The following is a 25,414-nucleotide window of genomic DNA, read 5'->3' on the forward strand; positions in this document are numbered from 1 at the left end:
CGTCATGCCCGGGCAAAAGCGCGAAGACGCGCTTCGCGCTTTAGCCCGGCCATGACGATGAGGGAGCGTGCTCCGCTACGCCATCATGTTGATCTTCCAGAGCCCTTCCTTCGAGAGCTGCTGAATCTCCGACACGATCAGCGTCGCGATCGTCGTCGTTGCGATCGACGGCGGATGGGCGATCGGCGAAGCGAGGATCAGTTCGCGCGACACCGAGGGGCTGACGGCGGCCATCTCCAGGCGTTTCGCCGCCACTTCAGTGCGGATGGCTGAGGGCGGCAGCAGCGTGTAGCCGAGCCCTTCCTCCATCAGGCTGATCTGCGCGCGATAGGAATCGACCTCGATCATCGCGTCGAGCTTCAGCTTCTCGCGCGCCAGCGCCTTCTCTAAGAGCGCCCGCAAGCCGTGCGAGACGCTGGGCAGGATCAGCTTCTGCTTCACCAGCCATTTGAGGTCGACCTGCTTCCGCTTGCCGAGGCCCGACCCCGGCGGCCCGACGGCCACGATATCCTCGCGGCCGATCGACTGAACCTGAAGATGCAGATCGACCGCGGGGCCGTAGATGATCGCGAGATCCATTTCACCGCGGTGCAGCCACTCGACCAGATGCCCGCCATAGCTCTCCACGATGCGCAGCGAGACGTCGGGAAATTCGTTGATGACACGACGAGCAAACCGGCCGGACAGCACCGCGCTCACCGTCGGCACCAACCCGAGGATGACGCGGCCCGACGGATTGCCGTTCGCCGATTTGAGGTCGTCGCTGACCTGTTCGATCTGGCGGATCAGCCCGGTGGTGCGGTCGAGCAGCATCCGGCCGGCGCTGGTCAGGAGCATGCCGCGGCCGTTGCGGACGAACAGCTCGACGCGAAGCTCGTGCTCCAGCAGCTTGATGTGCCGGCTCAGCGCGGGCTGGGCAGCGCGCAGCCGGTCCGCCGCCTTGCTGAGGCTGCCCAGCTCGGCCACCGCGCGGAAGGTGCGCAATTGTTTGAGGTCCATCGGATGCCTAGGTGCTTATTCAGCGGGCATCATACGCCGTTTCCGGGACGTCGGTGCAATCAGTTCAATGTTCGATGACATGAGAGTTAATGGCTCTGTACGGCGTGACGCATCGCTCGTGATGCTGCTATTGGTGGAAAACGAACCTCTTCAAGAAGAAAATTCCAATCATGATCGTACCTTCCATTACGCCCCGGCAAATCCGCACCGCGCTGCTGCTGCGCGACGAAATCGCACTGCTCGATGTCAGGCACGAGGCCGTCTTCGCCACCGGCCATCCCCTGTTTGCCGCCAACATGGCGGCCGGCCGGATCGCACTCGAAGCGGAGCCGCGGCTGCCGCGCAAGGATGTTCCCATCGTCCTCTATGATGACGGCGAAGGTCTCGTTGCCGCGGCGGCGGAAGGGCTCGCGGCGCTGGGCTACAGCAACGTCCGCCAGCTCGACGGCGGGCTGCAGGGCTGGAAATCGGCAGGCTACGAAGTGTTCGAGGACGTCAATTCCTACGCCAAGGCCTTTGGCGAGCTGGTGGAGCATCGGCGGCGTACGCCTTCGCTGGCCGCCGAGGAAGTCAGCGCGCTGATCGCTGATGGCGCCAACATTCAAATCCTCGACGTCCGCCGGTTCGACGAATACGCGACCATGAATATCCCGGGCTCCGTCAGCGTGCCCGGCGCGGAACTGGTGCTGCGCGCGGGCCGCGCTGCGCCTGACCCTGAGACCACCATCATCGTCAATTGCGCCGGCCGCACCCGCTCGATCATCGGCACCCAGTCGCTGATCAATGCCGGCGTCACCAATAAGGTGCGGGCGCTGCGCAACGGCACGATCGGCTGGACCCTGGCCAAACAGGATCTCGAACATGGCGCGGGCAGGCGCGGCGAGATCGGCGTCATCGCAGGCGGCGAAGCCAATGCACGCGATGTTGCCTATCGCGCCGGCGTTCGTCACATCGGGTTCAAGGAAATCGCGGCGCTGCAGGCGCAGGCCAATCGTACGCTATATCGCTTCGACGTCCGCTCGGAGGAGGAATACACCGCCGGCCATCTCGCGGGCTTTCGCCATTACCCGGGCGGGCAACTGGTGCAGGAGATCGACATGGCGGCCCCGGTGCGCGGCGCGCGCATCGTGCTGACGGACAACAGAAGCGTCCGCGCCGACATGACCGCGTCCTGGCTCGCGCAGATGGGATGGGAAACCTACGTGCTCGAAGGCGGCTATGACGGCACGCTCGAGATCGGCCCGCCGCAGGTGATCCCGAAGCCCGATCCGTCACACCGCTACCGCCGTCCCTATGAGGGCACCGATATCAAGGAAAGCGCGATGCAGGCCTATCTCGACTGGGAATACGGCCTCGTCGAGCAACTCCGCCGCGACGCCACGCATGGATTTTTCGTGATTTGAGTCGCGTAGGATGGGTGGAGCGCAGCGATACCCATCAGTCGTCGTTCGCGCCCATCATGCTTGCGAGCTTCTCCGCCGCATAATTCTCGCCGATCGACAGCGCGCAGATCCGCGAGATCTGCACATAGGTCAGGCCAGTCTCCTCGGCCCATGCATTGAACTGCGCCTGCACCTTGGCGAGGTCGCGCTTCGAGGTGACGGTCTCTGCAATGTCGAGCCCGGCATCGCGCAGGCACAGCACGACGTCCCTCGACGTGACGAAGCCGTCCCAGCCGAGGAAGCGCAGCATCATCTGCCCGGTATTGCCGCCGAGCCGGCTGCCGCGCTTGGCTAGCAATTCGAGCAGCCCGGCCTCGTCGGACGAGGGCCAGTTCTCGAGGAACTTGCCGAAACTGCCATGCTCCTTGGCGATGTCCCGGACGAAGCTCGCATTGGCGCGCACCGACATGATCTTGGCGCCGTTGCGGACGATGCGGGTGTCCTTCATCAGATCGTCCCAGAACTCGTCCGGCTTCAGCGACAGCGGGCCCGGCTTGAAGCCGAGAAACGCCTTTTCAAAGCCCGGCCATTTGCTCTCGATCACGCTCCAGGCAAAGCCCGCGCAAAATACCCGCTTGGTCATTTCGGCGAGAATCCGGTCGTCGCCGAGCCTGGCGAGCGCTTTCGGGTCGGGCTTGGCCGGCAGCAGCTTGGCGAGCGCCTTGGGGCCGCCCTTGCGCTTCTCGGCCCGGGCGCGAATGCTTTTGAACGCGGTCACAGTGTCCGGCCCCCTTGAACGACGGCTGATGTCAAAAACATGCGCGAAACGCCTCAAAACCGCAGTCTAGCCGATCATTCCGGGATTCCCAGCGTCGCGGTGCATGCCGCGTGAAAGGTTAACCGTCGCAGAAGTGATCGGCTGATCTGCAAAGAATGGATGGCGTATTGGTTGGTTTTCGCCTAAAGCACCCCCACCTCAGTGAAATCGGTCAGGCCGTACGGCTGCGCTTCGTAAAACGCGCAGCTTCGAGCCATTTCGGTTCGGGGCGGTATTCAACATTTCCGGCTGATAGAGCCAACCAGGGTCTGACATCACGTGACATTATTGCCCACCCATCCGCCGCTCGCCCGAGCTTTGGCGGAACGCAACTTCGATCGGCTTACGCAGGTCCAGACCGCGGTGCTCGCCGACGACGCCGCCGGCCGCGACTTGCTGGTTTCGGCGCAGACCGGCTCCGGCAAAACGGTCGCCTATGGTCTGGCGCTCGCAAACAACCTCCTGGATGGCGCCGAGCGGTTTGAGCGGGCCGCCGCTCCGCTGGCGTTGATCGTTGCACCAACGCGCGAACTGGCGCTTCAGGTACATCGCGAACTCGCCTGGCTCTATCAATATGCCGATGCGCGGGTGGTTTCCTGCGTCGGCGGCATGGATCCGCGCCGTGAGCAGCGTGAGCTCGCCGCGGGCGCCCATATCGTGGTCGGAACGCCCGGACGGCTCTGCGATCATTTGCGGCGCGGCCGTCTCGACGTTTCGGAATTGAAGGCGATCGTGCTCGACGAGGCCGACGAGATGCTCGATCTCGGTTTTCGCGAGGACATGGAATTCATCCTAGAGGCCACGCCGGACGAACGCCGCACGCTGTTGTTTTCGGCGACGTTGCCGCGCGGCATCGTGGCGCTAGCCAAGGAATATCAGCAGCAGGCCTTCCGCGTCGAAGTCGCGGGCGACGAGGGCGGACACGCCGACATCGAGTATCGCGCGATCCGGATCGCCGCCGGCGACGTCGAACACGCCGTGGTCAACATTTTGCGATTCTACGAATCGCCGAGTGCGCTGGTGTTTTGCAACACGCGGGAAGCCGTTCGGCATCTGCAGGCCACGCTGCTGGAGCGCGGCTTCTCCGTGGTCGCGCTCTCAGGCGAACTGACCCAGAACGAGCGAACCCAGGCACTGCAGGCGTTGCGGGATGGCCGCGCCCGCGTCTGCGTGGCGACCGACGTCGCCGCGCGCGGCATCGATCTGCCGAACCTCGACCTCGTCATTCACGCCGATATTCCGAACGATCCGGAAGTCATGCAGCATCGCTCCGGCCGTACCGGCCGCGCGGGCCGCAAGGGCGTCAGCATCATCTTGGTGCCGCCGGCGCGCAAGCGGCGCGCCGAGGTGCTGCTGAACCTGGCCGGCATCGATACGGTCTGGGGCACGGCGCCCCAGCCGGACGAAATTCGCAAGCTCGATCAGGAGCGCATGCTGAAAGATGCGCTGTTTTCGGAGGAGACGACATCAGAGGATCTGGCGCTGGCGCAGGCCCTGCTCGCCGAGCGGTCGGCGGAGGACATTGCCGCGGCGCTGGCGCGGCTCTATCGCGCGCGATTGCCATCGCCCGAGGACATCGTCGATCCCGGCGCGGATCGCGTCAAATCTCGTGCGGAACGCGTCCGGGAGAGGACCGATCGCGAGACCGTTCAGGGATCGAAGCCTGCAAAATCATCGCCGCGCCACCGCATGGCGGAAGAAGACACCGTATGGTTCAGCGCCGCGATTGGGCGCCGGAAGAACGCCGAGGCGCGCTGGCTGCTGCCGATGCTGTGCCGCCGCGGCAGCATCAAGAAGGAAGACATCGGCGCCATCCGCATTCTCGACACCGCCACCGAGTTCGAGATTTCCGCGCGCGTCGCCGAACGTTTCGCAGCGCGAATCCGCCGTCCCGACAAGGAAGACAGCATCCGCATCGAGGCGCTCGCGGGTGCCCCGTCGCGCGAGGCGGTTCGCGAGAAGGAATGGACACCAAAGCCGCACGGCCAAAACGCAAAGACCTCTGACAAGCCGGCGTTTGACAAGAAGGCGCATTACGATACCAAAAGGCGGGATCGAGGCGAGCAGGCGCACGCGGGAAAGCCGCGGCATGAAAGTGGGGCGTCTGCAAAGCCGGTATTCGGAAAGAAGGCAAAGAAGAAGTTTCGTGGCTGACCGGCGCGACCGCTGAAAGCGCCGGCGCTCACCTGCCACGCAGATGAGGAGCCGTCATGAGCGTCTACATCATCGCCCAACTGAAGTTCACCCGCCGCGAACTCTACGACCGCTATCAATCGCGCTTCATGGGCGTGTTCAGCAAGTTCAATGGCAAGCTGCTGGTGGCGGACGCGCATCCGGTCGTGCTGGAAGGCGAGTGGCCGCGCGACAAGGTCGTAATCATGGAGTTTCCGGATGACGCCGCCGCGCAGGAATTTCAGAATTCGCCGGAGTATCAGGAGATTTCGGTGGATCGGAAGGCGGGCGCCGAGGCCATCGTGCTCGCGGTAAGGGGCCTGGGTTGAGCGGCTCAGCAAGCCGAGTCGTTCTCCGCGAATGAATCAGAAGCCGTCTCGTCAGATTGAATGTCGCATGGTCGACGTCGAAGCGTTGGGTTGATCCGTGTGCGGGGGATATCGCCAGTGGCGAGATGCTTGGTCGCTCGCATGCGAATTCATCGATCGCCGCTCCAGCCGAATTCGTCCGTCCGGTGGACGTGAAGCAGCCGGGACTGTTGCGACCGTTCGACTAGAGCAGCAGTGTTTGCAGGTTCCAAGCTCGGCATTGTTGCATTCCGGAACATCAACGAGGCCGGGTTTCGCCGGACCATTCTTGGTGCTATTGCTGCTGTCAGGCGCTTCGCTCGCTTCGGCTTGATGGTGTGATCACCGCCGAAGGCTGCGAGGCCGGAAAAACCAAGAGCATTGGCCGAAAGAATCATGACCGCACATCAGCGTAACGTTTCCGCCTCGATCGATCCCGTGAAACTCGACCGCCTCGCCGAAGTCGCGGTCAAGGTCGGCTTGCGGCTGCAGCCGGGACAGGACCTGCTCTTGACCGCGCCTTCGGTCGCGCTGCCGCTGGTGCGCCGGATTGCCGAACATGCCTACAAGGCCGGCGCTGGAATCGTGACCCCGTTCCTGTCGGATGAGGAGATCACGCTGGCGCGTTATCGCCACGGCCACAACGAGAGTTTCGATCGTTCCGCCGGATGGCTCTATGAGGGCATGGCGAAGGCGTTCAGCGCCAACACCGCGCGGCTGGCCATCGTCGGCGACAATCCGATGCTGCTATCGGGCGAAGACCCGGCGAAGGTGGCGCGCGCGAGCAAGGCCAATTCGATCGCCTATCAGCCGGCGCTGGAGAAGATCGTCAATTTCGAAACCAACTGGAACATCATCGCCTATCCGAGCCCGTCCTGGGCGAAGCAGGTCTTCCCCGATGTACCGGAGGACGTCGCGGTAGCAAAACTGGCGGACGCGATCTTTGCGGCCTCGCGCGTCGATCAGGACGGCGCCGTCGCCGCCTGGGAAAAGCACAACGCCGTGCTGCGCGAGCGGACCGACTGGCTGAACGGCCAGCGCTTCCACGCGCTGAAATATTCCGGCCCGGGCACCGATCTGACGATCGGTCTTGCCGACGGCCACGAATGGGAAGGCGGCGCTTCGACCGCGAAGAACGGCATCACCTGCAACGCAAACATCCCGACCGAGGAAGTCTTCACCACGCCGCATTGCCGGCGCGTCAGCGGCCATGTCGTCAGCTCGAAACCGCTATCCTATCAGGGCACCCTGATCGACAACATCGCGGTCAAGTTCGAGGAAGGCCGCATCGTCGAGGCAAAAGCCTCGCGCGGCGAAGAGGTGCTCAAGAAGGTGCTCGACACCGATGAGGGCGCGGCCCGCCTCGGCGAAGTGGCGCTGGTGCCGCATTCCTCGCCGATCTCCAAGAGCGGACTGCTGTTCTTCAACACCCTGTTCGACGAGAACGCCGCTTCCCATATCGCGCTCGGCCAGTGCTACTCGAAATGCTTCGTCGGCGGCGACAAGCTGACGCCGGCGCAGATCGCGGCGCAAGGCGGTAACAAGAGCCTCATTCACATCGATTGGATGATCGGATCAAGCGAGACCGACATCGACGGCATTCACGCCGACGGAAGCCGCGTGCCGGTGTTCCGCAAGGGCGAGTGGGCGTGAGACGAATGCAGGCCCGCGGAGCCGCTTAGCAGTCGATCGCGCGAATGTGCACGCGGCACTCCGTCGCGGCAAAAAGCAGAAAATTTCTGGTTGTGTGAGAGGCGTTTCACACGCCACGGCACTCTCTTGCGATATGTTTCCGAGGCAATCTCAAGTTGTCGGATTCATTCGCAAGGAGGTTGATATGCTTCAGACCGTTGCCGGTGACGCAACATTCGGGCCCGGGCCCACATTCAGCACGGACGTCGGCTTCGATATCGCCCTCAGCCCGGACAAGAAAGCCTTCACGGCCACATTTGGCGGCCTCGAGGCCATTATCAATGGCAAATCGGCGCCGCCGATCGCGACACGCGTCTTCTCCTTCTCCATCCCGCTGGCCCACGCCGAGCCCGGACAGGAAATCCCGTTCTTCGTGTCGGGCTTCGCCGTCGCCGAAAAGGGCGCGAACGCTCACCTGGTGTTCAGCGTCAATGACCAGTCGTCGATCGCCGATTTGCCGACCGAGTCGAAGGAGGGCTTCGTTCATCAGCTCAAATACAAGGCTACGGACGCGACTGACGCCAGAATTACAGTTTTTCTTCTTGCAAACCGGGATTCGAAATCAGACGCGGCTGTCCATTTGAATGTCACTGCGATCGACACCGACATCGTCAAGCACAAGAATTAAGCTGCCGTCGCCGATGGTGACGCGCTGCACAGGCGAAGGACCGGATGCCGCGGTGACACGGCATCCCCTGCTTTCAAGAGCTCACTCAAGTTTGAGCTTGTAGAATTCCGTCGCCGTCTTGGAGAACAACGCGGTCCTCTCCGCTTCCCTATATTGTGCGGCCAGCCGCTTGAAGGCGTTGAAGATCACCTGATAGCTGCACTGGCCTTTATCCGGTGGAAAATTGCTTTCGAACATGCATCGACCGGGCCCAAACGCCTCGATGCAGGTTTCGATATAGGGACGCCATGCGGCGGCGGCTTCTTCGGATGACGGCGGCTTGGGCCGCAGATGAAAATCATAACCGAGCAGGCACATCGCGAGCCCGCCGAGCTTGACGACGACGTTTTCACATTTGGCGATTTCCTGGATCGAGGCCTTCCACACCGGAAAAATCTCCTCGCGCCGGCCGGCATAGCTGCCGATGCCGGCAGGGCCACCACAATGATCGAGCACGATTTTGGTGTCCGGAAAGGCGTGGGCGAGGTGGGTGAGTTCGCCGATCTGCGGGTGAAACAGCCAGGCATCGAAGCTCAAGTCCAGCGGCGCAAGGCAGGCAAAACCCTTGCGGAAGGTGCTGTCGAGCAACAGCCCCTTGGGCCGCGTCGCATACATGCCGGCGACGTTGGGATCGGCATCCCAGGCGGAGGAATGCCGGATGCCGCGAAAACGGCCGTTGCCCGCAACGATCTCCGCCTCCAGAACCGCCCTGGCGCCGTCGCCGAGCAGCAGATTGACGTGGCTGACGATGCCGGCGCAGATCGCGGCCTTGCCATAGCCGCCGCTCGCCGCCATCGCCGCGACGCCATTGGCAAACTCGACCTCACCCACGGGGCGAAACGCTTGAGGGCCGTGCGCACGGTACATCGAGCGGCAGTCGACATAGACGGTGGCAATGATGTTGTGGCCGGAGGAGATGTCGGCCGCCATCTCCTCGATCATGTAGCGCAGGCCGCCACGGTCCCAGAGATGGTGATGCGGATCGACGATCGGGCGGGCGGGATCGATGATCTCCTCGGTGTGCTGTGCCAGCCAGTCTTCGCGCGGATCGGCGTAGAGCCCGCTTCTGGAGGCGGGTGCAGTGCTGGCGGCCATGAGTTTTGTCTCCCTGGTTTTTGTTATTGGCGGTCGTTGCCGCAACCTGTCAGTCCGGCAGGCCACGGATGAAATCAATGAGCGTGGCATTAACTTCGCTTGGGCGCTCCTGCTGGGTCCAGTGTCCGCAGCCGGGCAGAATTCGCACGTCACGCAGCGTCGTGACGAACTGCCTGAGGTTGGCGAGATGCTGGTCCATGCCGGGGGGAGCAGCCATCACCATGTCATGGTCGCCGGCGATAAAGAGCGCCGGTACCTTCACGGTGACGTCTGCAAACGCCGCCATCAGCTCCCAATTGCGGTCGTAGTTGCGATAATAATTGAGCGGACCGCGAAAGCCGCTACGCTTTAATTCGCCGGCATAGAAGTTGATGTCGGCTTCGTTGAGCCATGCGGGCAGCGGCGGCGGCGCCCCCGGTCCCGGCAACATGCCTTCGCCGCGCGGCACCATGCCAGGAGCGCGCGTGATCTCGCCGCGGGTTGCGGCAGCGCGGAATGCCGCCGCGCCTTCGCCGGACGCGCCGTAGAGCATGCTGAGGATAGTGCGGCGTGGATCGCGCTCCATCTCGGCTTCAGCCACGCCGGGCTCCTGAAAATACAATTGATAGAATTGCGCGTCCGCGGTCTGCGGCATCACGCTGGTCGGGCGTGCCGGACCACGCGGCCGAAGCGGTACGCTGAGGCTTGCGACGGCGCGGAAGCGGTCGGGGCGCAGGCGTGCCGCTTGCCAGGCGATATGCGCACCCCAGTCATGGCCGACGATAACGGCAGTGGGCGCCCCGAGGGCATCGAGCAGCCCCACCAGGTCACCGATCAGATGGAACATCGTGTATTGATCGATTGCTTCCGGCCGGTCGCTCTTGCCGTAGCCGCGCATATCCGGAGCGACGGCGTGGAAGCCGGCGGCGGCCAGCGCGGTGAGCTGATGGCGCCAGGAATACCAGGACTCCGGGAATCCGTGACACAGGATCACGGGCGGCCCCTTGCCCTGCTCGGCGATATTGAGGCGGATACCGTTGCTCTCGATGATTCGCTGCACGGGTCCGCTCAAGTTTCTCTCCCTTGCACAATCTTCGCTGCGAAACTCCGGCGCGATCATACCCCGTCCAGAATGATCACCGTCGGTGTGCCCGGCAGCGTGTCGCGCGAAATCTTCAACGTCCGCTCGCTCCGCTGATCGATGACGAATTGCTGGCCGATCAGGCGCATGAACTCGTCGAGCGGGGTGGCGAAGCGGTGCATCGGCAGCACCACGGCAGAGCGCAGCCGCTTGGTGATCTCGGAGACGCCGTCGAGCGACATCGTATAGGTGCCGTCGATCGGCACCATGACGATGTCGAGCCGGCCGATCGCCGCGAAATGCGTGTCGTCGAGCTTGTGGTGCAGATGTCCGAGATGGCCGATGCACAGGCCGGCGACCTCGAAGATGAAGATCGAGTTGCCGTCCTTGAGCATCGCCCCACTGGCGTCCTCGCCATAGTAGCGGCGGATGTCGGTGGGCACGTTGCGGATATAGACGTCGCCGACGCGCGTTGAGATATGCGCCGCTTGTCCGTTCTCACCCCAGCCATGCAGCACGTGCGGAATTTTTGGATCGGGAAACAGCGTGTAATGCGTCGAGTGCGCGCGGTTCATGGTGACGACGTCGGGTAGCCGCCCGGTCCGGTAGACACCGTTGAAATCGGTCCCGATCCGCACGCCCTCGGGCGTGTCAATGTAATAGGTGGAATGCCCGACATAGGTGATCGCGACTTCATGCGGCTTGGCGGCGACACGCCTGAGGCTGACCGGGATCGCGCGGGGCGGCGCGTTTGCCATCGCGAGGCACTCGCTGCGCAATGGCTGCTGCTGGGCGGTCGCCGGGGCGATCAGCGAACCGAGGAAGGCAAGGGCGGCGGCAAGGGATACGTTCAGCGATCGCAACATGGCATGACCCATCCGCGGCAAAGGCCGCTGCCGACACTGTATCGCCGAATTTTGGAAACGTCATGATGGCATTCGCGCACGGCAGCGTGCCGGATTTGCTTCATCGGGGGCGGACAAATGCCCTATTGTAAGATGCACCCAAGGAGTTCGCCGTGACTGAAAAGACCGCCGCCTCGGCCCCGCGTGCCCCGTCATCGAAGCGGCTGGAGCCGTTGCGCCAGGTCGATGCCGGCGTTCTCAGCATCGCCTATTACGAGGCCGGTCCTGCGGACGGCCCGGTCGTCATGCTGATGCATGGCTTCCCCTATGACATTCATTCCTATGTAGATGTCGCGCCGATGCTGGCCGCCCAGGGCTGCCGCGTCATCGTTCCCTATTTGCGCGGCTACGGCCTGACCCGGTTTCGCGACGCGAACACGCCGCGCTCGGGCGAGCAGGCTGCGGTCGGCGCCGATATGATGGCGCTGATGGATGCGCTTGGCATCCGCCGCGCGGTGTTCTCGGGCTACGATTGGGGTGGCCGCGCGGCCTGCGTCGGTGCCGCGTTGTGGCCGGAGCGCTGCATCGGACTCGTCTGCGTCAATTCCTATCTGATCCAGGATATTGCTAACGCCATGGCGCCGCAGCGTCCCGAACGCGAGGTGGCGCTGTGGTATCAGTATTACTTCCAGCTCGAGCGCGGCCGGGCGGGACTGGCCGCCAACCGGCGCGATATCGCCAGGATATTGTGGGCGCAATGGTCGCCGAACTGGCCGTTCGACGATGCCTGTTTCGAACGCACTGCAATGGCCCACGACAATCCCGATTACGTCGATGTGGTGATCCACAGCTATCGCCATCGCTTCGGCCTTGCCGAGGGCGATCCGCAATATGCTGAAATCCAGCACAGGCTGGCAGCGCTGCCGCCCATCACAGTGCCGTCAATTACGCTGGACGGTGCAGGCGACGGCGTTGCACCCGCAACCGATGGCACCGCCAGTGCATCGAAATTCACCGGCCGCCGCGTCCATCGCGTGATCCCGCGCGCCGGGCACAATCTGCCGCAGGAAGCGCCGGAAGCATTTGCGGCGGCGGTGATGGAGTTGGTCAAGGCCTAGGTCGACTTTGCCGCATGGTCAGCGGATGCGGAAACAATCATTCTGCCCGCGCAAGTTCTCCAAGAAGAACAAAATTTTACGGGGCGGAATTCCATGGCGAAGCATCACGTCTTGCTTGCGATCTGGCTGGTGTCCTTTGCCTCTGTCACATCGGCCCCGGCCGAGGAATTCCCCAGCCGTCCGATTACCTGGGTCGTGCCCTTCGCGCCGGGCGGCATCACCGACACCACTTCCCGGATTGTCGCAGAAGAAATGGCGAGAACGCTCGGCCAGTCGGTCGTGATCGACAACCGTGCTGGCGGCGGCGGAGCCGTCGGCACCGAACAGGTGGCGCGCGCCAAGCCAGATGGCTACACGATGATCTACGGCACGCAGGGCACGATGGCGGCCAACGTCACGTTGCGCAAAAACCTGTCCTACGATCCGCTGACGAGCTTCCTGCCGGTGCATCTGGTCGGCGAAAGCCCGAACCTCTTCGTGGCCTATCATGGCGCGCCATACAGTTCGGTGTCCGAGTTCATAGCCTACGCCAAACAGAATCCGGGCAAGGTGACGTTCTCCTCCTCGGGCGTCGGCACCGCGACGCATCTGGTCGCCGAACTGTTCAAGACGGTTGCCGGCATCGAAATGCAGCATGTGCCCTACAGGGGCAGCGCGCCGGCGCTGAACGACATGATCGCCGGCCGCGTCGATGTCATGTTCGATTACCCGGTCTCGGTCGGCCCGCACGTCGAGGCCGGCAAGCTGAAGGTGCTGGCCACCACCGCGCCGGATCGGCTGCGTGCCTTCCCCGATGTGCCGACCATGGCCGAACTCGGGATGAAAGAGATGACCACCCAGAGCTGGTCATCGATCATGGTGCCCGCAGGCACGCCCGTGCCGGTCGTCGACCGGCTGGCGGCGGCCGCGCATGCGGCGCTGACGTCGGAACGCGTGCGCACGCATTTCGAGAAGCTTGGCACCCGCCCAATGACGCTGCAGAAGGCCGAGATGATCCCGTTCATCGAGAAGGAAATCGTGCGCTGGCGCGACGTGATCGAGCGGGCGGGGCTGGAGAAGCAGTAGTTTTGGCTTGGCCTGCTCTCGCTCTGCTGACTGCGAGTAAGTCGAACGCTTTATCATCTAGTTCGTCATGCCCGGCCTTGTGCCGGGCATCCACGTCTTCGTTCCCTTGGGCGGGTAAGACGTGGATGGCCGGGACAAGCCCGGCCATGACGAGAGGGAGCTGCTCACCCCCGCCGCGGGCTGATCTTCCACGTCGCGGCCAGGATCGCCGCGGTCATCGCACCGCTGATCACGGCGGCGATCGGTATCGAGACGGCGAGCGCTGCGGTCGCGGCCCAGCCGATCGAGCAGAAGGCTTCTGCGAATGTCGCAAGCCGCGACGAGGTCTGGCGGCGGCGGAACTGGCTGCGTTTGGCCTGCACGCGGAACCAGAGCTGGATCGCAGTCGCCGAGACAGTTGCGACGATGACGCCGAGCGCGGTGACGATTGCCTGCGTCACGGAGGCAAACGCAAGTGCTGCGATCAGCGGCGCAAAGATGGCGCCGATTGAGAGAAGCACCACTTCGATTTTGGCGCGGATCACGCGCGACGGCGGTAGCGGCGCGGTCGCGACCAGGTCGGCGGCGTCTTCTCCTGATATCGTCAGCCAGGCGAGGCCGCCGGCAAGCTGGCCTGCCGCCATCACGATCACGGGCGTGATCAGTACGATCGCGTCCGAGCTCTCGGAAAAACTTCGCCACAGCATCAAGGCCGGCGGCACCAGATACAACAGTTGCATCAGGCTTTGCGACAATAGCCACGGATCGCGCCGCAGCAGCAGGAATTCCTTGGTACGCAGCGCCTGTTGCCGCGAACCGCCGCGAAATGCCGTCGCGCGCGGTCCGCGTCGGATGGTGCGGGCGGTTGCGGCGACACTGACGATGGTGTCGGCAAATCTCGGCGAGAACACCGCCATCACGACGCCGAGCAGCAGGAGCCCGCCGGCCATCAGCCACGACAGCACCATGCCATCGCCGATCGCCGCGCGCGCCGGCCACCACAGCGGGCTGTCGAGAGCAGGCGCATAGGCTGAGGCGGCATCGGAGGTCAGCACCGTAAAGCGAGACAATGTACCGTAGGAAAGGATGGCGGCGACCTGGAGCGCGATGACGAAGCCGGCGCCGATGATGGCAGCCACGATCTGCGCGACGAGACGGGTGCGGCGCGGACCGATCAACCTGAACAGCGCGACCGTGATCGCGATCGCAACGGCCGCGGCCGAAAGGCCGATGGCGATGACGACACCGAACGAGGAGAGCCATCGGACGCCGCCACCGATCACGAGAACGTCGACAAAGGGCGTCGACAGCAACAGCGCCATCCCGATCACGGACAGCGCGATCGCCGCGATCCGCACGGAGAACACGTTGGCGAGGTTCGCCGGCGACGACATGATGAGATCGAGATCGGCGCGGGCGTAGAACACCCGCGTTACGGATTCGATGGCCTGCGACAGCATCAGGGCCCAGGCGAGGAAGATGGTCGCCGTGATGACGATCAATTCCGGCTTGCCGAGCGGGGCTTGCAAATCGGCGAAGCGGCCGATCACCGCATAGGCCGGCAGGTGCATGATGGCGACGAAGACGATCAGGGCGATGATCGCGCGTTTTCGCTTTCCGCGGCTGCCGGCGATCATCGCCAGCCATTCGCGCCAGGCCAGACGGATCTCGTGCCGGGCAAACCAGCTGAGCGCCGTGGCCGAACTCATGCGGCGGCCGCGTCTGCGTCGACGAGCGCGATGAACACGTCTTCGAGGCTGGTGTCGTTGCGGCCGTTCTGCTGGCGCAGCTCGGTGAGCGTGCCCTCGGCCACCAGTTTGCCTGCGGCGATGACGCCGATACGGTCCGCCATCCGCTCGGCGACTTCAAGAATATGCGTCGTCATGATCACGGTGCAGCCGGCACGGACGCGGTCCTGCAGCAATCCCTTGACGTGACGCGCCGACAGCGCATCGAGGCCGGTCAACGGCTCGTCCAGGATGATCAGCCGGGGATCGTGAACCAGCGCGCCGGCCAGCGCGACCTTCTGGCGCATGCCCTTGGAGAATCCCTCGCAGCGTTCGTGCAGATGCGGCTCCAGCCCGAGCGACATCAGAAGCTGCTGCGCCGAGGGGCCGGAAACCATGGGATCGATGCCCCAGAGGCCGGCCACGAATTCGAGATATTCCAGCGGCGTCAGCTTGTCGTAGATCATCGGCTCGTCGGAGACCCATGCCATGATCTGCTTGGCGGCGACGGGATCGGCGAGCGCATCGATGCCCAAAATGGAGACGGAGCCGGTGTCAGGTCGCAGCAGGCCGGCGACCATCCGCAACGTCGTGGTCTTGCCGGCGCCGTTGGGGCCGAGCAGGGCGTAGAACTCGCCGGTACGAATGGTTAGGTCGAGCGCGTCGACCGCGGGGCGGTCAAAACGCTTCGTTAACCCTCGCACTTCGAGCGCGGACAGATCTGACTGCATGATGACGGGACGGTCCGGTTCGCATTGTCGTTGTCGAAACATGGACCGAAGAACTTTCGGCACGGTGAATCGAGCGGCCCAAATCGTGCCGAACCCCGCAACTTCCCGGGTTGCGGCATTTCTGCGCAATTCTTAACGACACAGCGGCCAGCGCTTTGTTGACAGCGGTCGGCGCTTTGGGCTCAATGCAGCGGGACATATGCAGCTGTTCGGCATCGTGGATGCGGGGTAGCGTGTAGACACAAGATGCGGAAAAGGCGGTCGACAGAATCGCCTGGCATCGGGGAGGGAAATGATGCTGGACTTCGTTCAGCAGCTGGTGAGTGGCATCGCGCTCGGCTGCGTTTACGGCTTGATCGCGCTCGGTTTCGTGCTCGTTTACAAGGCAACCGAGGTCGTCAATTTCGCCCAGGGCGATTTGATGATGCTGGGCGGGTTCTTCGCCTTCACCTTCATCGGCATGATCGGTCTCAATTACTGGCTTGGATTCGCCGGCGCGGTCATCGCCATGGCGGCATTCGGCATGCTGGCCGAACGTGTCGTGGTGCGTCCGATCCTTGGCTATCCGCAGTTTTCCATCATCATGGCGACGATCGGGCTCGGATACTTCCTGCGCTCCGTGGTCGGCATGATCTGGGGCACCGACGATTTCAAGATCGAGACGCCGTTCAGCGACGGCGTGTTGCGGATCGGCTCGCTGGTGCTGGCATACGACAAGCTCTCCGTGATCGCGGCAACCGTCATCCTGTGCGCGCTGCTCTATCTGTTCTTCAACCGCACCACGCTCGGCACGGCCATGCGCGCCAGTTCGGAGAACATGCTGGCTGCCTACTACATGGGCATTCCGGTCAAGCGCGTGGTGTCGATCGTGTGGGCGATCTCTGCGGCTGTCGCGACCGCTGCCGGTGTGCTGCTGGCGCCGATCACTTTCATTCACTCCAATGTCGGTCTTGTGCTGGGCTTGAAGGCGTTTCCTGCCGCGGTGCTCGGCGGCTTCGGCTCCATCCCGGGCGCCGTGGTCGGCGGCGTGCTGATTGGCGTGATCGAGAGCATGGCCGGCTTCTACCTGCCGCAGGGCTGGAAGGACGTCGCGCCCTACATCGTGCTTCTGGTGGTGCTGTTGCTCAAGCCCGAAGGCCTGTTCGGTATTCATACGCGGAAGAAGGTCTAATGCGGTTCCTCTTCAAGACGGATTACGAAGACGACATCCGGCTGTTTCCGCACAGCGGCTACGTCGTTTCCTACGGTATCCTGCTGGCGTTTCTTGCGATCGCGCCGTTCGTGCTGTCGAGCTATCTGGTCAGCCAGCTGGTGTTCGTCTGCATTTACGCCACCGTCGGCGTAGGCTTGATGATTCTCACCGGCTTCACCGGGCAGGCCTCGCTCGGCCACGCCGCCTTTCTGGCGATCGGCGCCTATACGGCGGCCTATCTGCAGCAATACAACGTTCCTTTTCCGGTCTACTTCCTGGCCGGCGGCCTGTTGACCGGCGTGGTCGGTGCGCTGGTCGGTTTCCCGGCGCTGCGGCTGACGGGCATCTACCTCGTCATCGCGACCATTTCTTTTGCCTTCATCGTCGAGGAAGTGCTGGCCCGCTGGGAAAGCGTGACCCACGGCAACGAGGGCATGCGCGTCAAGACCTTGAGTCTGTTCGGGCAGGCGGTGCCGCAGAACGGACCGGCCTTCTATTTCCTCTGTCTCGGCGTATTGATCCTCACCATCATCGGCACGCTCAACCTGCTGCGCTCGCCGACGGGCCGCGCCTTCGTGGCGATCCGCGACAGCGAAACGGCGGCGCGCAGCATGGGCGTCAACGTTTCGCTCTACAAGGTGAAGTCGTTTGCGATCAGTGCGGCGATTACCGGATTGGCCGGCGTGCTGTTCGCGCACAAGCTCTCCTTCATCAGCCCGGAAATGTTCACGCTGCAGCTCTCGATCGAGTTCATCATCGTGATCCTGATCGGCGGCACCTTCAGCCTGCACGGCGCGGTACTCGGCGCGATCTTCCTGGTCATGATCGATCCGTTCCTGACTTATCTGAAGGATGATTTGCCCGGCATCATCTCGGGCATCTTCGCAACGTTCGGCGCGGACAGCGTGACCGCGTCGAAGATTCACAGCAACGTTGCCGCCATTGCCTCCGCCAACGGCCTCAAGGGCGCGATCTACGGGGTGATCATCGTGCTGTTCGTGCTGTTCGAGCCGCTCGGTCTGTACGGGCGCTGGCTGAAGATAAAACTCTTCTTCCAGCTGTTCCCGCTCTACAAGCGCGCCACCTTCAAGCGTCAGAAAATCTACGTGAAATCGGAGCGGAACCGATGAGCTATTTCCGTGCTGAAAACCTTTCCCTGCACTTCGGCGGCCTAAAGGCGGTCGATTCCGTCAGCTTCGCCGTGGAGAAGGGCGAGATTCTCTCGATCATCGGTCCCAACGGCGCGGGCAAGAGTTCAATCTTCAACCTGATCTCGCGGATCTATCCGCCCACGTCAGGCAGGATCTTTTTCGAAGACCAGGACATCACCGAGCAGCCGGCCTACGACATCGCGGGCCTCGGCATCGCCCGCACCTTCCAGAACATCGAGCTGTTCGAGAACGCGACCATGCTGAGCAATCTCTTGGTCGGACGTCACCGGCACTCCGCCACGCAGCTCTGGCAGGAATTGTTGTTCCTGCCGAGCGTGCGCGCGGGCGAAAAGGTCCATCGCCGCCGCGTCGAGCAGGTGATCGAATTCCTCGATCTCGAAGCCTATCGCGACAAGCTGATCTCCGGGCTTCCTTACGGCGTCCGCAAGGTGATCGAGCTCGCACGGGCGCTGTGCTCGGAGCCGAAACTGATCCTGCTGGACGAGCCGTCATCCGGGCTGAATGTCGAGGAGACCGACGACATGTCGTTCTGGATCCGCGACATGAAGACCGAGCTCGGCATCACCGTGCTGATGGTCGAACACGACATGACGCTGGTCAATCGCGTCTCCGACCGCGTGATAGCGCTCAACTACGGCCGCGTGCTCGCGATGGGCTCGCCGTCCGAGGTGCAGCGCCATCCCGACGTCGTTGCCGCCTATCTCGGCGCATGAGGGTGATGCCATGAGCGCTTCCGACACCATCCTCAAGCTCAGCAATATCGAAAGCTATTACGGGCCGATCATGGCGATCAGAGGCATCAGCCTCGAAGTCCCGCGCGGCCGCATCGTCACCTTGCTCGGCGCCAACGGCGCCGGCAAGACCACCGTGCTCAAGACCATCTCCGGCATTCTCGATCCCCAGAAGGGCTCGATCGAATTTCTGGGCAAGCCGATCCAGCGCATGGAGGCCGACAAGATCGTGCGGCTGGGCTTAAGCCACGTGCCGGAGGGGCGTGAGGTGTTCCCGTTCCTCTCGGTGCGGGAGAACCTGATGATGGGCGCCTATCCACGCAAGGACCGCGACGGCGTCGCCCAGGATATCGAACTTGTCTACGGTTATTTCCCACGGCTGAAGGAGCGCATTAACCAGCCGGCCGGACAGCTTTCCGGCGGCGAGCAGCAGATGCTGGCGATCGGGCGGGCGCTGATGAACCGTCCGACTCTGCTACTTTTGGATGAGCCGTCGCTCGGGCTGTCGCCGATCCTGGTGAAAGAGATCTTTACCATCATCAAGCGCGTCAACGAGGAGCAGGGCATGTCGATCCTGCTGGTCGAGCAGAACGCCAAGGTTGCGCTGGAGACCGCCCATTACGGCTATGTGCTGGAAATCGGCCGGGTCGTGATGAACGACACCTGCGAACGGCTGATGAATTCAAAGGACATCCAGGAATTCTATCTCGGCGCCAAGGAAGAGGGCGCCCGTGGCGAGCGGCGCTGGAAAAAGAAGAAGACTTGGCGTTAGAGGACCTGGCGTTAGAAGACCTGGCGTTAACCGTCACAGTCAAAAGCATGGCATTCAGAACGAGTTAGAGCTAAATTCAGGCCCTGCTTCAATAAAGCAAGACCGGCTGACAAGACCGGCGAAGCAGGCGACAGAGGGAGGAAGAGAGCATGGCCAGACCGGCAGTGCTGACAGTCGCCGACACGATCGCGAAGAGTTTTCTGAAGTCCGTGGAAACCCGCGGCGACCGGCCGGCGATCCGCGAAAAGAAGTTCGGCATCTGGCAGCCGACCAGTTGGCGCGAGTGGCTGCAGATATCCAAGGACATCGCCTTCGGCCTGCATGCCAGCGGCTTCCGGCCCGGCGACGTCGCTTCGATCATCGCCAACGCGGTGCCTGAATGGGTCTATGCCGACATGGGCATCCTGTGTGCCGGCGGCGTCTCTTCCGGAATCTATCCGACCGACTCATCCGTGCAGGTCGAATATCTGATCAACGATTCCTCGACCAAAGTGATCTTCGCCGAGGACGAGGAGCAGCTCGACAAGGTCCTGTCGTGCCGTTCCCGGTGCCCGACATTGCAGAAGATCGTCGTGTTCGACATGGAGGGCCTGAGCGGCTTTACCGACCCGATGGTGCTGTCGCTGGCCGAGTTCATGGCGCTCGGCCGCAACCACGAGCAGGGCAACGAGGCGCTGTGGGACGAGATGGTCGGAAGCCGCAACGCGAACGATCTCGCCATCCTCGTCTACACCTCCGGCACCACGGGCCCCCCCAAGGGCGCCATGCATTCCAATCGCAGCGTGACGCATCAGATGCGCCACGCCAACGATCTGTTTCCATCGTCCGACAATGAAGAGCGGCTGGTGTTCCTGCCGCTCTGCCACGTCGCCGAGCGGATCGGCGGCTACTATGTCTCGCTGGCCCTGGGATCGGTGATGAATTTCGCCGAGAGCCCGGAAACCGTGCCGGACAATCTGCGCGAGGTGCAGCCGACAGCCTTCCTCGCAGTGCCCAGGGTCTGGGAAAAGTTCTATTCCGGAATCACGATCGCGTTGAAGGATGCGACCAACTTCCAGAAGTGGATGTACCGCAACGCGCTCGCGATCGGCAATCGCATGACGGAGTACAAGCTGCAGGGCGATACACCGCCATTGTTGCTGCGGCTCGCCAACAGTGCTGCCTACTATCTGGTGTTCCGCAACATCCGCCGCATGCTCGGTCTCGACCGTTGCCGGCTGGCCTTTACCGGCGCGGCTCCGATCGCACCCGATCTGATCCGCTGGTATCTCGCGCTCGGCATCGACATGCGCGAGGTCTACGGCCAGACGGAAAATTGCGGCGTCGCCACCGTGATGCCGCCCGATCGCATCAAGCTAGGTTCAGTCGGCAAGGCCGCGCCCTGGGGCGAGGTTGCGATTTCACCGCAGGGCGAGATACTGATCCGCGGCGATTTCCTGTTCATGGGTTACCTGAACCAGCCGGAGAAGACGGCGGAGACCATCGACGCCAAGGGATGGCTGCACACCGGCGATGTCGGTTCGATCGACAATGAAGGCTTCGTCAGGATCACCGACCGGATGAAGGACATCATCATCACGTCGGGCGGCAAGAACGTCACGCCGTCGGAGATCGAGAACCAGTTGAAGTTCTCGCCTTATGTTTCCGACGCGGTGGTGATCGGCGACAAGCGGCCGTATCTGACGTGTCTGCTCATGATCGACCAGGAGAATGTCGAAAAATACGCCCAGGACCACGACATTCCCTTCACCAACTACGCCAGCCTGTGCCGCGCGCCCGAGATCCAGGACCTGATCCAGCGCGAGATCGAGGCGGTCAACGTCAACTTCGCGCGCGTCGAAACCATCAAGAAGTTCTACCTGATCGAACGTCAGCTCACGCCTGAGGACGAGGAACTGACGCCGACCATGAAGCTGAAGCGCAGTTTCGTGAACAAGCGTTATGCCGCCGAAATCAACGCCATGTATGGCGAGCGGGCGGTAGCGTAGCGAAGACGGAAGTTCGAAAGCGAGAATCGAGTAAGCAGCGAAGGACAACAAGGCCCTACCCTTCGCTCAACACGGGCCAACAAGGAGGATATTGCAATGTCGAAATCGTTTAGGGCGTTGGGCCTTGCGGTGAGCGCCCTTGCGCTGACCGGGCTGCCGGCCGCAGCCCAGACCAAGGTTACCGATCAAGGCATCTCGGCGGGCGAGATCGTCATCGGCACCCATCAGGACCTGTCCGGCCCGATCAAGGTCTGGGGCGTTCCGGTTTCCAACGGCATGAAGATGGCGGCTGAGGAAGTCAATGCCGCCGGCGGCATCCACGGCCGCAAGATCAAGCTGATCCTGGAGGATAGCGGCTACGATCCGAAGCGCGCCGTGCTGGCGTCGCAGAAGATGGTCGAGCGCGACAAGGTCTTCGCGATGGTCGGTCCGATGGGCTCGCCCACCGTGCTCGCCGCGCAGGACATCCTGTTCGATGCCGGCGTCCTGCAGCTCTTCCCGCTGACGGCCGCCGAATTCACCTTCAAGTTCGATCCGGCCAAGCCGCAGGAGAGGCTGAAGTTCAACAATTTGCTGCCCTACGTCGAGAGCACGCGCGCGGCGGTCAAATACATGATCGAGGGCAAGAACTTCAAGAAGCCCTGCATCATGCATCAGGACGACGAGTACGGAAAGAACGTGCTTGACGGCTTCACCCAGCAGGTCGCGGCGATGAAGCTGACGCCGGCTTCGGTCACGAGCTACAAGCGCGGCGCTTCCGACTTCAGCGCGCAGATCGCCAAGATGAAGTCCGACGGCTGCGACATGGTCGTGCTCGGCACGGTCATCCGCGAAACCATCGGCGCCATGGGCGAGGCCAAGAAGCTCGGCTGGGACGTCACCTTCCTCGGCGCCACGCCGACCAACGTGCTCGAAGTGCCGGCACTCGGCAAGGACGCGGTCGAAGGCCTTTATGCGGCCTCCGGCTTCGAAATTCCGTACGAGGACACGGCGAAGGGCAAGGTCAAGGATTGGCTCGCCAACTACAAGAAGATGTTCGGCACCGACGCCAACACGCAGGCGATCATCGGCTACAACGCCATGATGACGTTTGCGTTCTACGCCGAGAAGGCCGGCAAGGACCTGACCGGCCAGAAGATGATGACCTCGCTCGAGTCCGGCGAGAAGTTCATGGACATCTTCAACTCGCCGCCGACCAAGTTCTCCAAGACCGACCATCTGGCCAACACGATCACCCAGGTGCAGCAGATCAAGAACGGCCGCTGGGTGCTGGTCAAGGAAGGCCTGATGTTCTGAGGGAGCGGCTGACTCCCAACGGCAACGGCTGACGACATAGGGGCTGCGCGAGACGATCGCGCAGCCCTTTTCCTTTGCGGCGATGATCCGTGGTGAGGCCGCCTCCGTCATTGCCTGCGACAAACGCGAAGCGTTTGCGCAAGGGAGCGAAGCGACGAAGCAATCCATCTCTCCGCTTGTAGCGCTATGGATTGCTTCGCTTCGCTCGCAATGACGGAGAACGAGCACGTCGCGTCAACGAAGGGACGCCGACGACAAAGGGCTGCGCGATCGTCTCGCGCAGCCCTTCTGCTTCGCTAGGTGCTTCCGGGTTCGCGCTTGCGTGCGGCCCGGGATGACTTCGTCACTTCGGCCGGATCGCGTCCGCCGTGCCCTGGATGAACGCCTGCAGCTTCGGGATATCCTCTTCCTTCAGCTTGCCGGTGAAGTCGGGCATGCCGCGGTCGCGGAACGGGCCCTTGAACACGATGTCCTTTAGGTTGGTGATGGTTTCCGGGGCGACATAGCCGAGGTTCCGGATGTTGCCGCCGTTGTCGACGCCGGGCACGCTGTGGCAGGCAGCGCAGGCGGCGACATAGATGGCGGTGCCTTCAGGAATATCCTTCGGGTCATACTTCACGCCCTTCAACAGGCCTTCGGTCTGGTACTTCGTGAAGGCGGGCAGCGGCGTCTTGCCGCCGAGCGCAAAGGTGTAGACGGTGCCGGGGCTGCTCAACTCGGTGACCCGGATCCACTGGCCGAGCACGCCGCCCCAGCCGACCGCGATCGACACATATTGCTGGTCGTCGATCATGTAGGTCGAGGCCGCCGCCACCACGCCGGTGCCGGTCGGGCTTTCCCAGAGCTTTTCGCCCGTCGTGGCGTTGTAGGCGACGAAGCGCCCGTCGGCCGTGCCCTGGAACACGAGATTGCCTGCGGTGGTGAGCGTGCCGCCGTTCCACGGCGCCACGTGCTCGACGCGCCAGGCTTCCTTCTGCTTGACGGGATCCCAGGCCAGCAGGCGTCCGAACGCCGGGTTTTTCGGCGGCGTGGCATTCATCATGTGGCCGATATTCCAGCCCGTCGCGCTGGCGAACTTGCCGGGCTCAACGGCATTGTGCTTGAAGGCTTTTTCCGGCGTGAGGTTGACGGGTATGCCCTGCGCCGGCAAGTAAACCAGACCGGTCTGCGGATTGAACGACATCGGATGCCAGTTGTGGGCGCCGGCCGGGCCAGGAATGCTGTCATAGGCTTCGTCGCCGCGCGCCTCCTTCACCTCGATCGGGCGGCCATTGGCGTCGTAGCCCGTCGCCCAGTTCACGTCGACGAAGTTCTTCGCCGAGATGAACTTGCCGTTGGTGCGGTCGATGACAAAGAAGAAGCCGTTCTTCGGCGCATGCAGGATCACCTTGCGCGGCGCGCCGTCGAGCGTGATGTCGGCCAGGATCATCGGCTGGGTAGCCGTGTAATCCCAGTGGTCGCCGGGTGTTTCCTGGTAGTGCCAGGCATATTTTCCGGTGTCGGCATTGAGCGCGACGATCGAAGACAGATAGAGATTGTCGCCGCCGGAAGGACTGCGGACTTTCTGATTCCACGGCGCGCCATTGCCGGTGCCGATATAGACGAGGTTCAGGTCGGGATCGAAGGTGATGGTGTCCCAGGCCGTGCCGCCACCGCCGTTGATCCAGTATTTGCCCGCAGGGTCCCAGGTCTTGGCCGCGGCCGCCATCGATTCGTCCTCGAATGGCTTTGACGGATCGCCGGGCACGGTGAACCAGCGCCACGCCTGGTTGCCGGTCTCCGCGTCATAGGCGGTGACATAGCCGCGTACGCCATACTCCGCGCCGCCATTGCCAATCACCACCTTGCCGTTGAACACGCGCGGCGCGCCGGTGATGGTGTAGGAGTGCTCCTTGCTGACGATGGTGTCCTTCTCCCAGACCACCTTGCCGGTGACTGCATCGAGCGCGATCAGCCGCCCGTCATAGGCGCCGACAAACACCTTGCCCTTCCACAGTGCAACGCCGCGATTGACGACGTCGCAGCAGCCCCGATAGCCCTTCTCGCGATCAATCTTCGGATCGTACGTCCAGAGCTGCTTGCCGGTGCGGGCGTCGATGGCATGCACCACGCTCCATGATGCGGTCTGGTACATGATGCCGTCGACGACGACCGGCGTCGCCTCGACGCCGCGGGAGGATTCGAGCGGATAGCTCCACACCAGCCCGAGGGTCTTGACGTTGTCGGCGTTGATCTTGTTGAGCTTGCTGAAGCGGGTTTCGGCGTAATCGAGCCCGATGGTCGGCCAGTCCTTCGAGGTCGCGGTGTTGGCCTTGATCGATGCGCCGTCGACTGCCGAGGTGACGGCCTTGATGTGCTCGGGCGATCCCTTGGCGGGACTCTGCGCAAGCGCTGCGCTGCAGGATAGCGCCAGGCCCAGCCCGATTGCGATCGCGGCCTGCGCAAGGTGTGCCGGTCGACGGGAAGTGGTGGCAATGTCAGGAAAAAAACAGCAAGCGGAATCAACGCGCGAACGTATCATCTCATTCCCTCCCAAGTGATCTCTAGCGGATCTGGTGGAATGCTAT

At 62.9% G+C, this 25,414-nt stretch carries 21 protein-coding genes; 13 read left to right on the top strand and 8 right to left on the bottom strand.

Annotated features, from left to right (window positions below; translation table 11 throughout):
* Positions 1-75 precede the first annotated feature (75 nt).
* Positions 76-999, bottom strand: coding sequence for a LysR substrate-binding domain-containing protein (locus KIP88_RS37395; protein WP_214493172.1), 924 nt, complete (start codon positions 997-999; stop codon positions 76-78).
* 170 nt (positions 1,000-1,169) lie between these two features.
* Here KIP88_RS37395 and KIP88_RS37400 point away from each other — a divergent pair, with 170 nt between their 5' ends.
* A complete protein-coding gene (locus tag KIP88_RS37400; RefSeq protein ID WP_214493173.1) occupies positions 1,170-2,402 on the top strand; it encodes a rhodanese-like domain-containing protein in 1,233 nt (410 codons plus the stop codon).
* Between the two features lie 34 nt (positions 2,403-2,436).
* On the opposite strand, the gene KIP88_RS37405 is transcribed toward KIP88_RS37400, so the two are convergent.
* Positions 2,437-3,159, bottom strand: a complete 723-nt coding sequence (locus tag KIP88_RS37405; protein WP_214493174.1) for a DNA-3-methyladenine glycosylase I — start codon at positions 3,157-3,159, stop codon at positions 2,437-2,439.
* Positions 3,160-3,477: 318 nt separating this feature from the next.
* On the opposite strand from KIP88_RS37405, the gene KIP88_RS37410 reads away from it, so the two are divergent.
* From KIP88_RS37410 to KIP88_RS37425, 4 genes are all read left to right on the top strand, one after another.
* Entirely contained in the window at positions 3,478-5,352 is a 1,875-nt protein-coding gene (locus tag KIP88_RS37410) for a DEAD/DEAH box helicase (protein WP_214493175.1), read from the top strand.
* Positions 5,353-5,408: 56 nt separating this feature from the next.
* A complete protein-coding gene (locus KIP88_RS37415) occupies positions 5,409-5,699 on the top strand; it encodes a DUF1330 domain-containing protein (protein WP_214493176.1) in 291 nt (96 codons plus the stop codon).
* Between the two features lie 414 nt (positions 5,700-6,113).
* The gene (locus KIP88_RS37420) at positions 6,114-7,370 is read left to right on the top strand and encodes an aminopeptidase (protein WP_214493177.1); all 1,257 of its coding nucleotides are present in this window, start codon (positions 6,114-6,116) and stop codon (positions 7,368-7,370) included.
* Positions 7,371-7,416: 46 nt separating this feature from the next.
* Positions 7,417-8,037, top strand: coding sequence for a hypothetical protein (locus tag KIP88_RS37425; RefSeq protein ID WP_214493178.1), 621 nt, complete (start codon positions 7,417-7,419; stop codon positions 8,035-8,037).
* An 81-nt stretch (positions 8,038-8,118) separates the two neighbouring features.
* Here KIP88_RS37425 and KIP88_RS37430 read toward each other — a convergent pair whose 3' ends face one another.
* Genes KIP88_RS37430 through KIP88_RS37440 form a run of 3 tightly spaced genes read right to left on the bottom strand, consistent with a single transcriptional unit; the run spans position 8,119 to position 11,097 of the window.
* Positions 8,119-9,171, bottom strand: coding sequence for an amidohydrolase (locus tag KIP88_RS37430; protein ID WP_214493179.1), 1,053 nt, complete (start codon positions 9,169-9,171; stop codon positions 8,119-8,121).
* 49 nt (positions 9,172-9,220) lie between these two features.
* Entirely contained in the window at positions 9,221-10,222 is a 1,002-nt protein-coding gene (locus KIP88_RS37435; protein WP_214493180.1) for an alpha/beta fold hydrolase, read from the bottom strand.
* 44 nt (positions 10,223-10,266) lie between these two features.
* A complete protein-coding gene (locus KIP88_RS37440; RefSeq protein ID WP_214493181.1) occupies positions 10,267-11,097 on the bottom strand; it encodes an MBL fold metallo-hydrolase in 831 nt (276 codons plus the stop codon).
* Positions 11,098-11,309: 212 nt separating this feature from the next.
* On the opposite strand from KIP88_RS37440, the gene KIP88_RS37445 reads away from it, so the two are divergent.
* Together KIP88_RS37445 and KIP88_RS37450 are read left to right on the top strand one after the other, a co-directional pair.
* Positions 11,310-12,194 carry an alpha/beta fold hydrolase gene (locus tag KIP88_RS37445; protein WP_214493200.1) on the top strand — a complete coding sequence of 295 codons (885 nt, stop codon included), beginning with the start codon at positions 11,310-11,312 and terminating at the stop codon, positions 12,192-12,194.
* Positions 12,195-12,287: 93 nt separating this feature from the next.
* Positions 12,288-13,259: a tripartite tricarboxylate transporter substrate binding protein gene (locus KIP88_RS37450; protein ID WP_214493182.1), complete on the top strand. Its 972-nt coding sequence runs from the start codon at positions 12,288-12,290 to the stop codon at positions 13,257-13,259.
* Between the two features lie 164 nt (positions 13,260-13,423).
* Here KIP88_RS37450 and KIP88_RS37455 read toward each other — a convergent pair whose 3' ends face one another.
* Positions 13,424-14,947: a permease gene (locus KIP88_RS37455; RefSeq protein ID WP_214493183.1), complete on the bottom strand. Its 1,524-nt coding sequence runs from the start codon at positions 14,945-14,947 to the stop codon at positions 13,424-13,426.
* Positions 14,944-15,696 carry an ABC transporter ATP-binding protein gene (locus KIP88_RS37460; RefSeq protein ID WP_214493184.1) on the bottom strand — a complete coding sequence of 251 codons (753 nt, stop codon included), beginning with the start codon at positions 15,694-15,696 and terminating at the stop codon, positions 14,944-14,946. The genes KIP88_RS37455 and KIP88_RS37460 overlap by 4 nt, the downstream gene beginning before the upstream one ends.
* Positions 15,697-15,991: 295 nt before the next feature.
* On the opposite strand from KIP88_RS37460, the gene KIP88_RS37465 reads away from it, so the two are divergent.
* From KIP88_RS37465 to KIP88_RS37490, 6 genes are all read left to right on the top strand, one after another.
* Positions 15,992-16,867, top strand: a complete 876-nt coding sequence (locus tag KIP88_RS37465; protein WP_214493185.1) for a branched-chain amino acid ABC transporter permease — start codon at positions 15,992-15,994, stop codon at positions 16,865-16,867.
* Complete coding sequence (locus tag KIP88_RS37470) at positions 16,867-18,018, top strand: branched-chain amino acid ABC transporter permease (RefSeq protein WP_214493186.1); 1,152 nt, start codon at positions 16,867-16,869, stop codon at positions 18,016-18,018. The genes KIP88_RS37465 and KIP88_RS37470 overlap by 1 nt, the downstream gene beginning before the upstream one ends.
* Complete coding sequence (locus KIP88_RS37475; RefSeq protein ID WP_212421193.1) at positions 18,015-18,773, top strand: ABC transporter ATP-binding protein; 759 nt, start codon at positions 18,015-18,017, stop codon at positions 18,771-18,773. The genes KIP88_RS37470 and KIP88_RS37475 overlap by 4 nt, the downstream gene beginning before the upstream one ends.
* Before the next feature lie 10 nt (positions 18,774-18,783).
* On the top strand, positions 18,784-19,563 hold the full coding sequence (locus tag KIP88_RS37480) for an ABC transporter ATP-binding protein (RefSeq protein WP_214493187.1): 780 nt from the start codon (positions 18,784-18,786) through the stop codon (positions 19,561-19,563).
* 149 nt (positions 19,564-19,712) lie between these two features.
* Complete coding sequence (locus tag KIP88_RS37485) at positions 19,713-21,551, top strand: long-chain fatty acid--CoA ligase (RefSeq protein ID WP_214493188.1); 1,839 nt, start codon at positions 19,713-19,715, stop codon at positions 21,549-21,551.
* Positions 21,552-21,647: 96 nt separating this feature from the next.
* Complete coding sequence (locus KIP88_RS37490) at positions 21,648-22,847, top strand: ABC transporter substrate-binding protein (protein WP_214493189.1); 1,200 nt, start codon at positions 21,648-21,650, stop codon at positions 22,845-22,847.
* A 343-nt stretch (positions 22,848-23,190) separates the two neighbouring features.
* On the opposite strand, the gene KIP88_RS37495 is transcribed toward KIP88_RS37490, so the two are convergent.
* Entirely contained in the window at positions 23,191-25,368 is a 2,178-nt protein-coding gene (locus KIP88_RS37495) for a PQQ-dependent dehydrogenase, methanol/ethanol family (protein WP_214493190.1), read from the bottom strand.
* Positions 25,369-25,414 lie beyond the last annotated feature (46 nt).

The organism is Bradyrhizobium sp. SRL28 (assembly GCF_018596315.1).
Classification (GTDB): domain Bacteria; phylum Pseudomonadota; class Alphaproteobacteria; order Rhizobiales; family Xanthobacteraceae; genus Bradyrhizobium.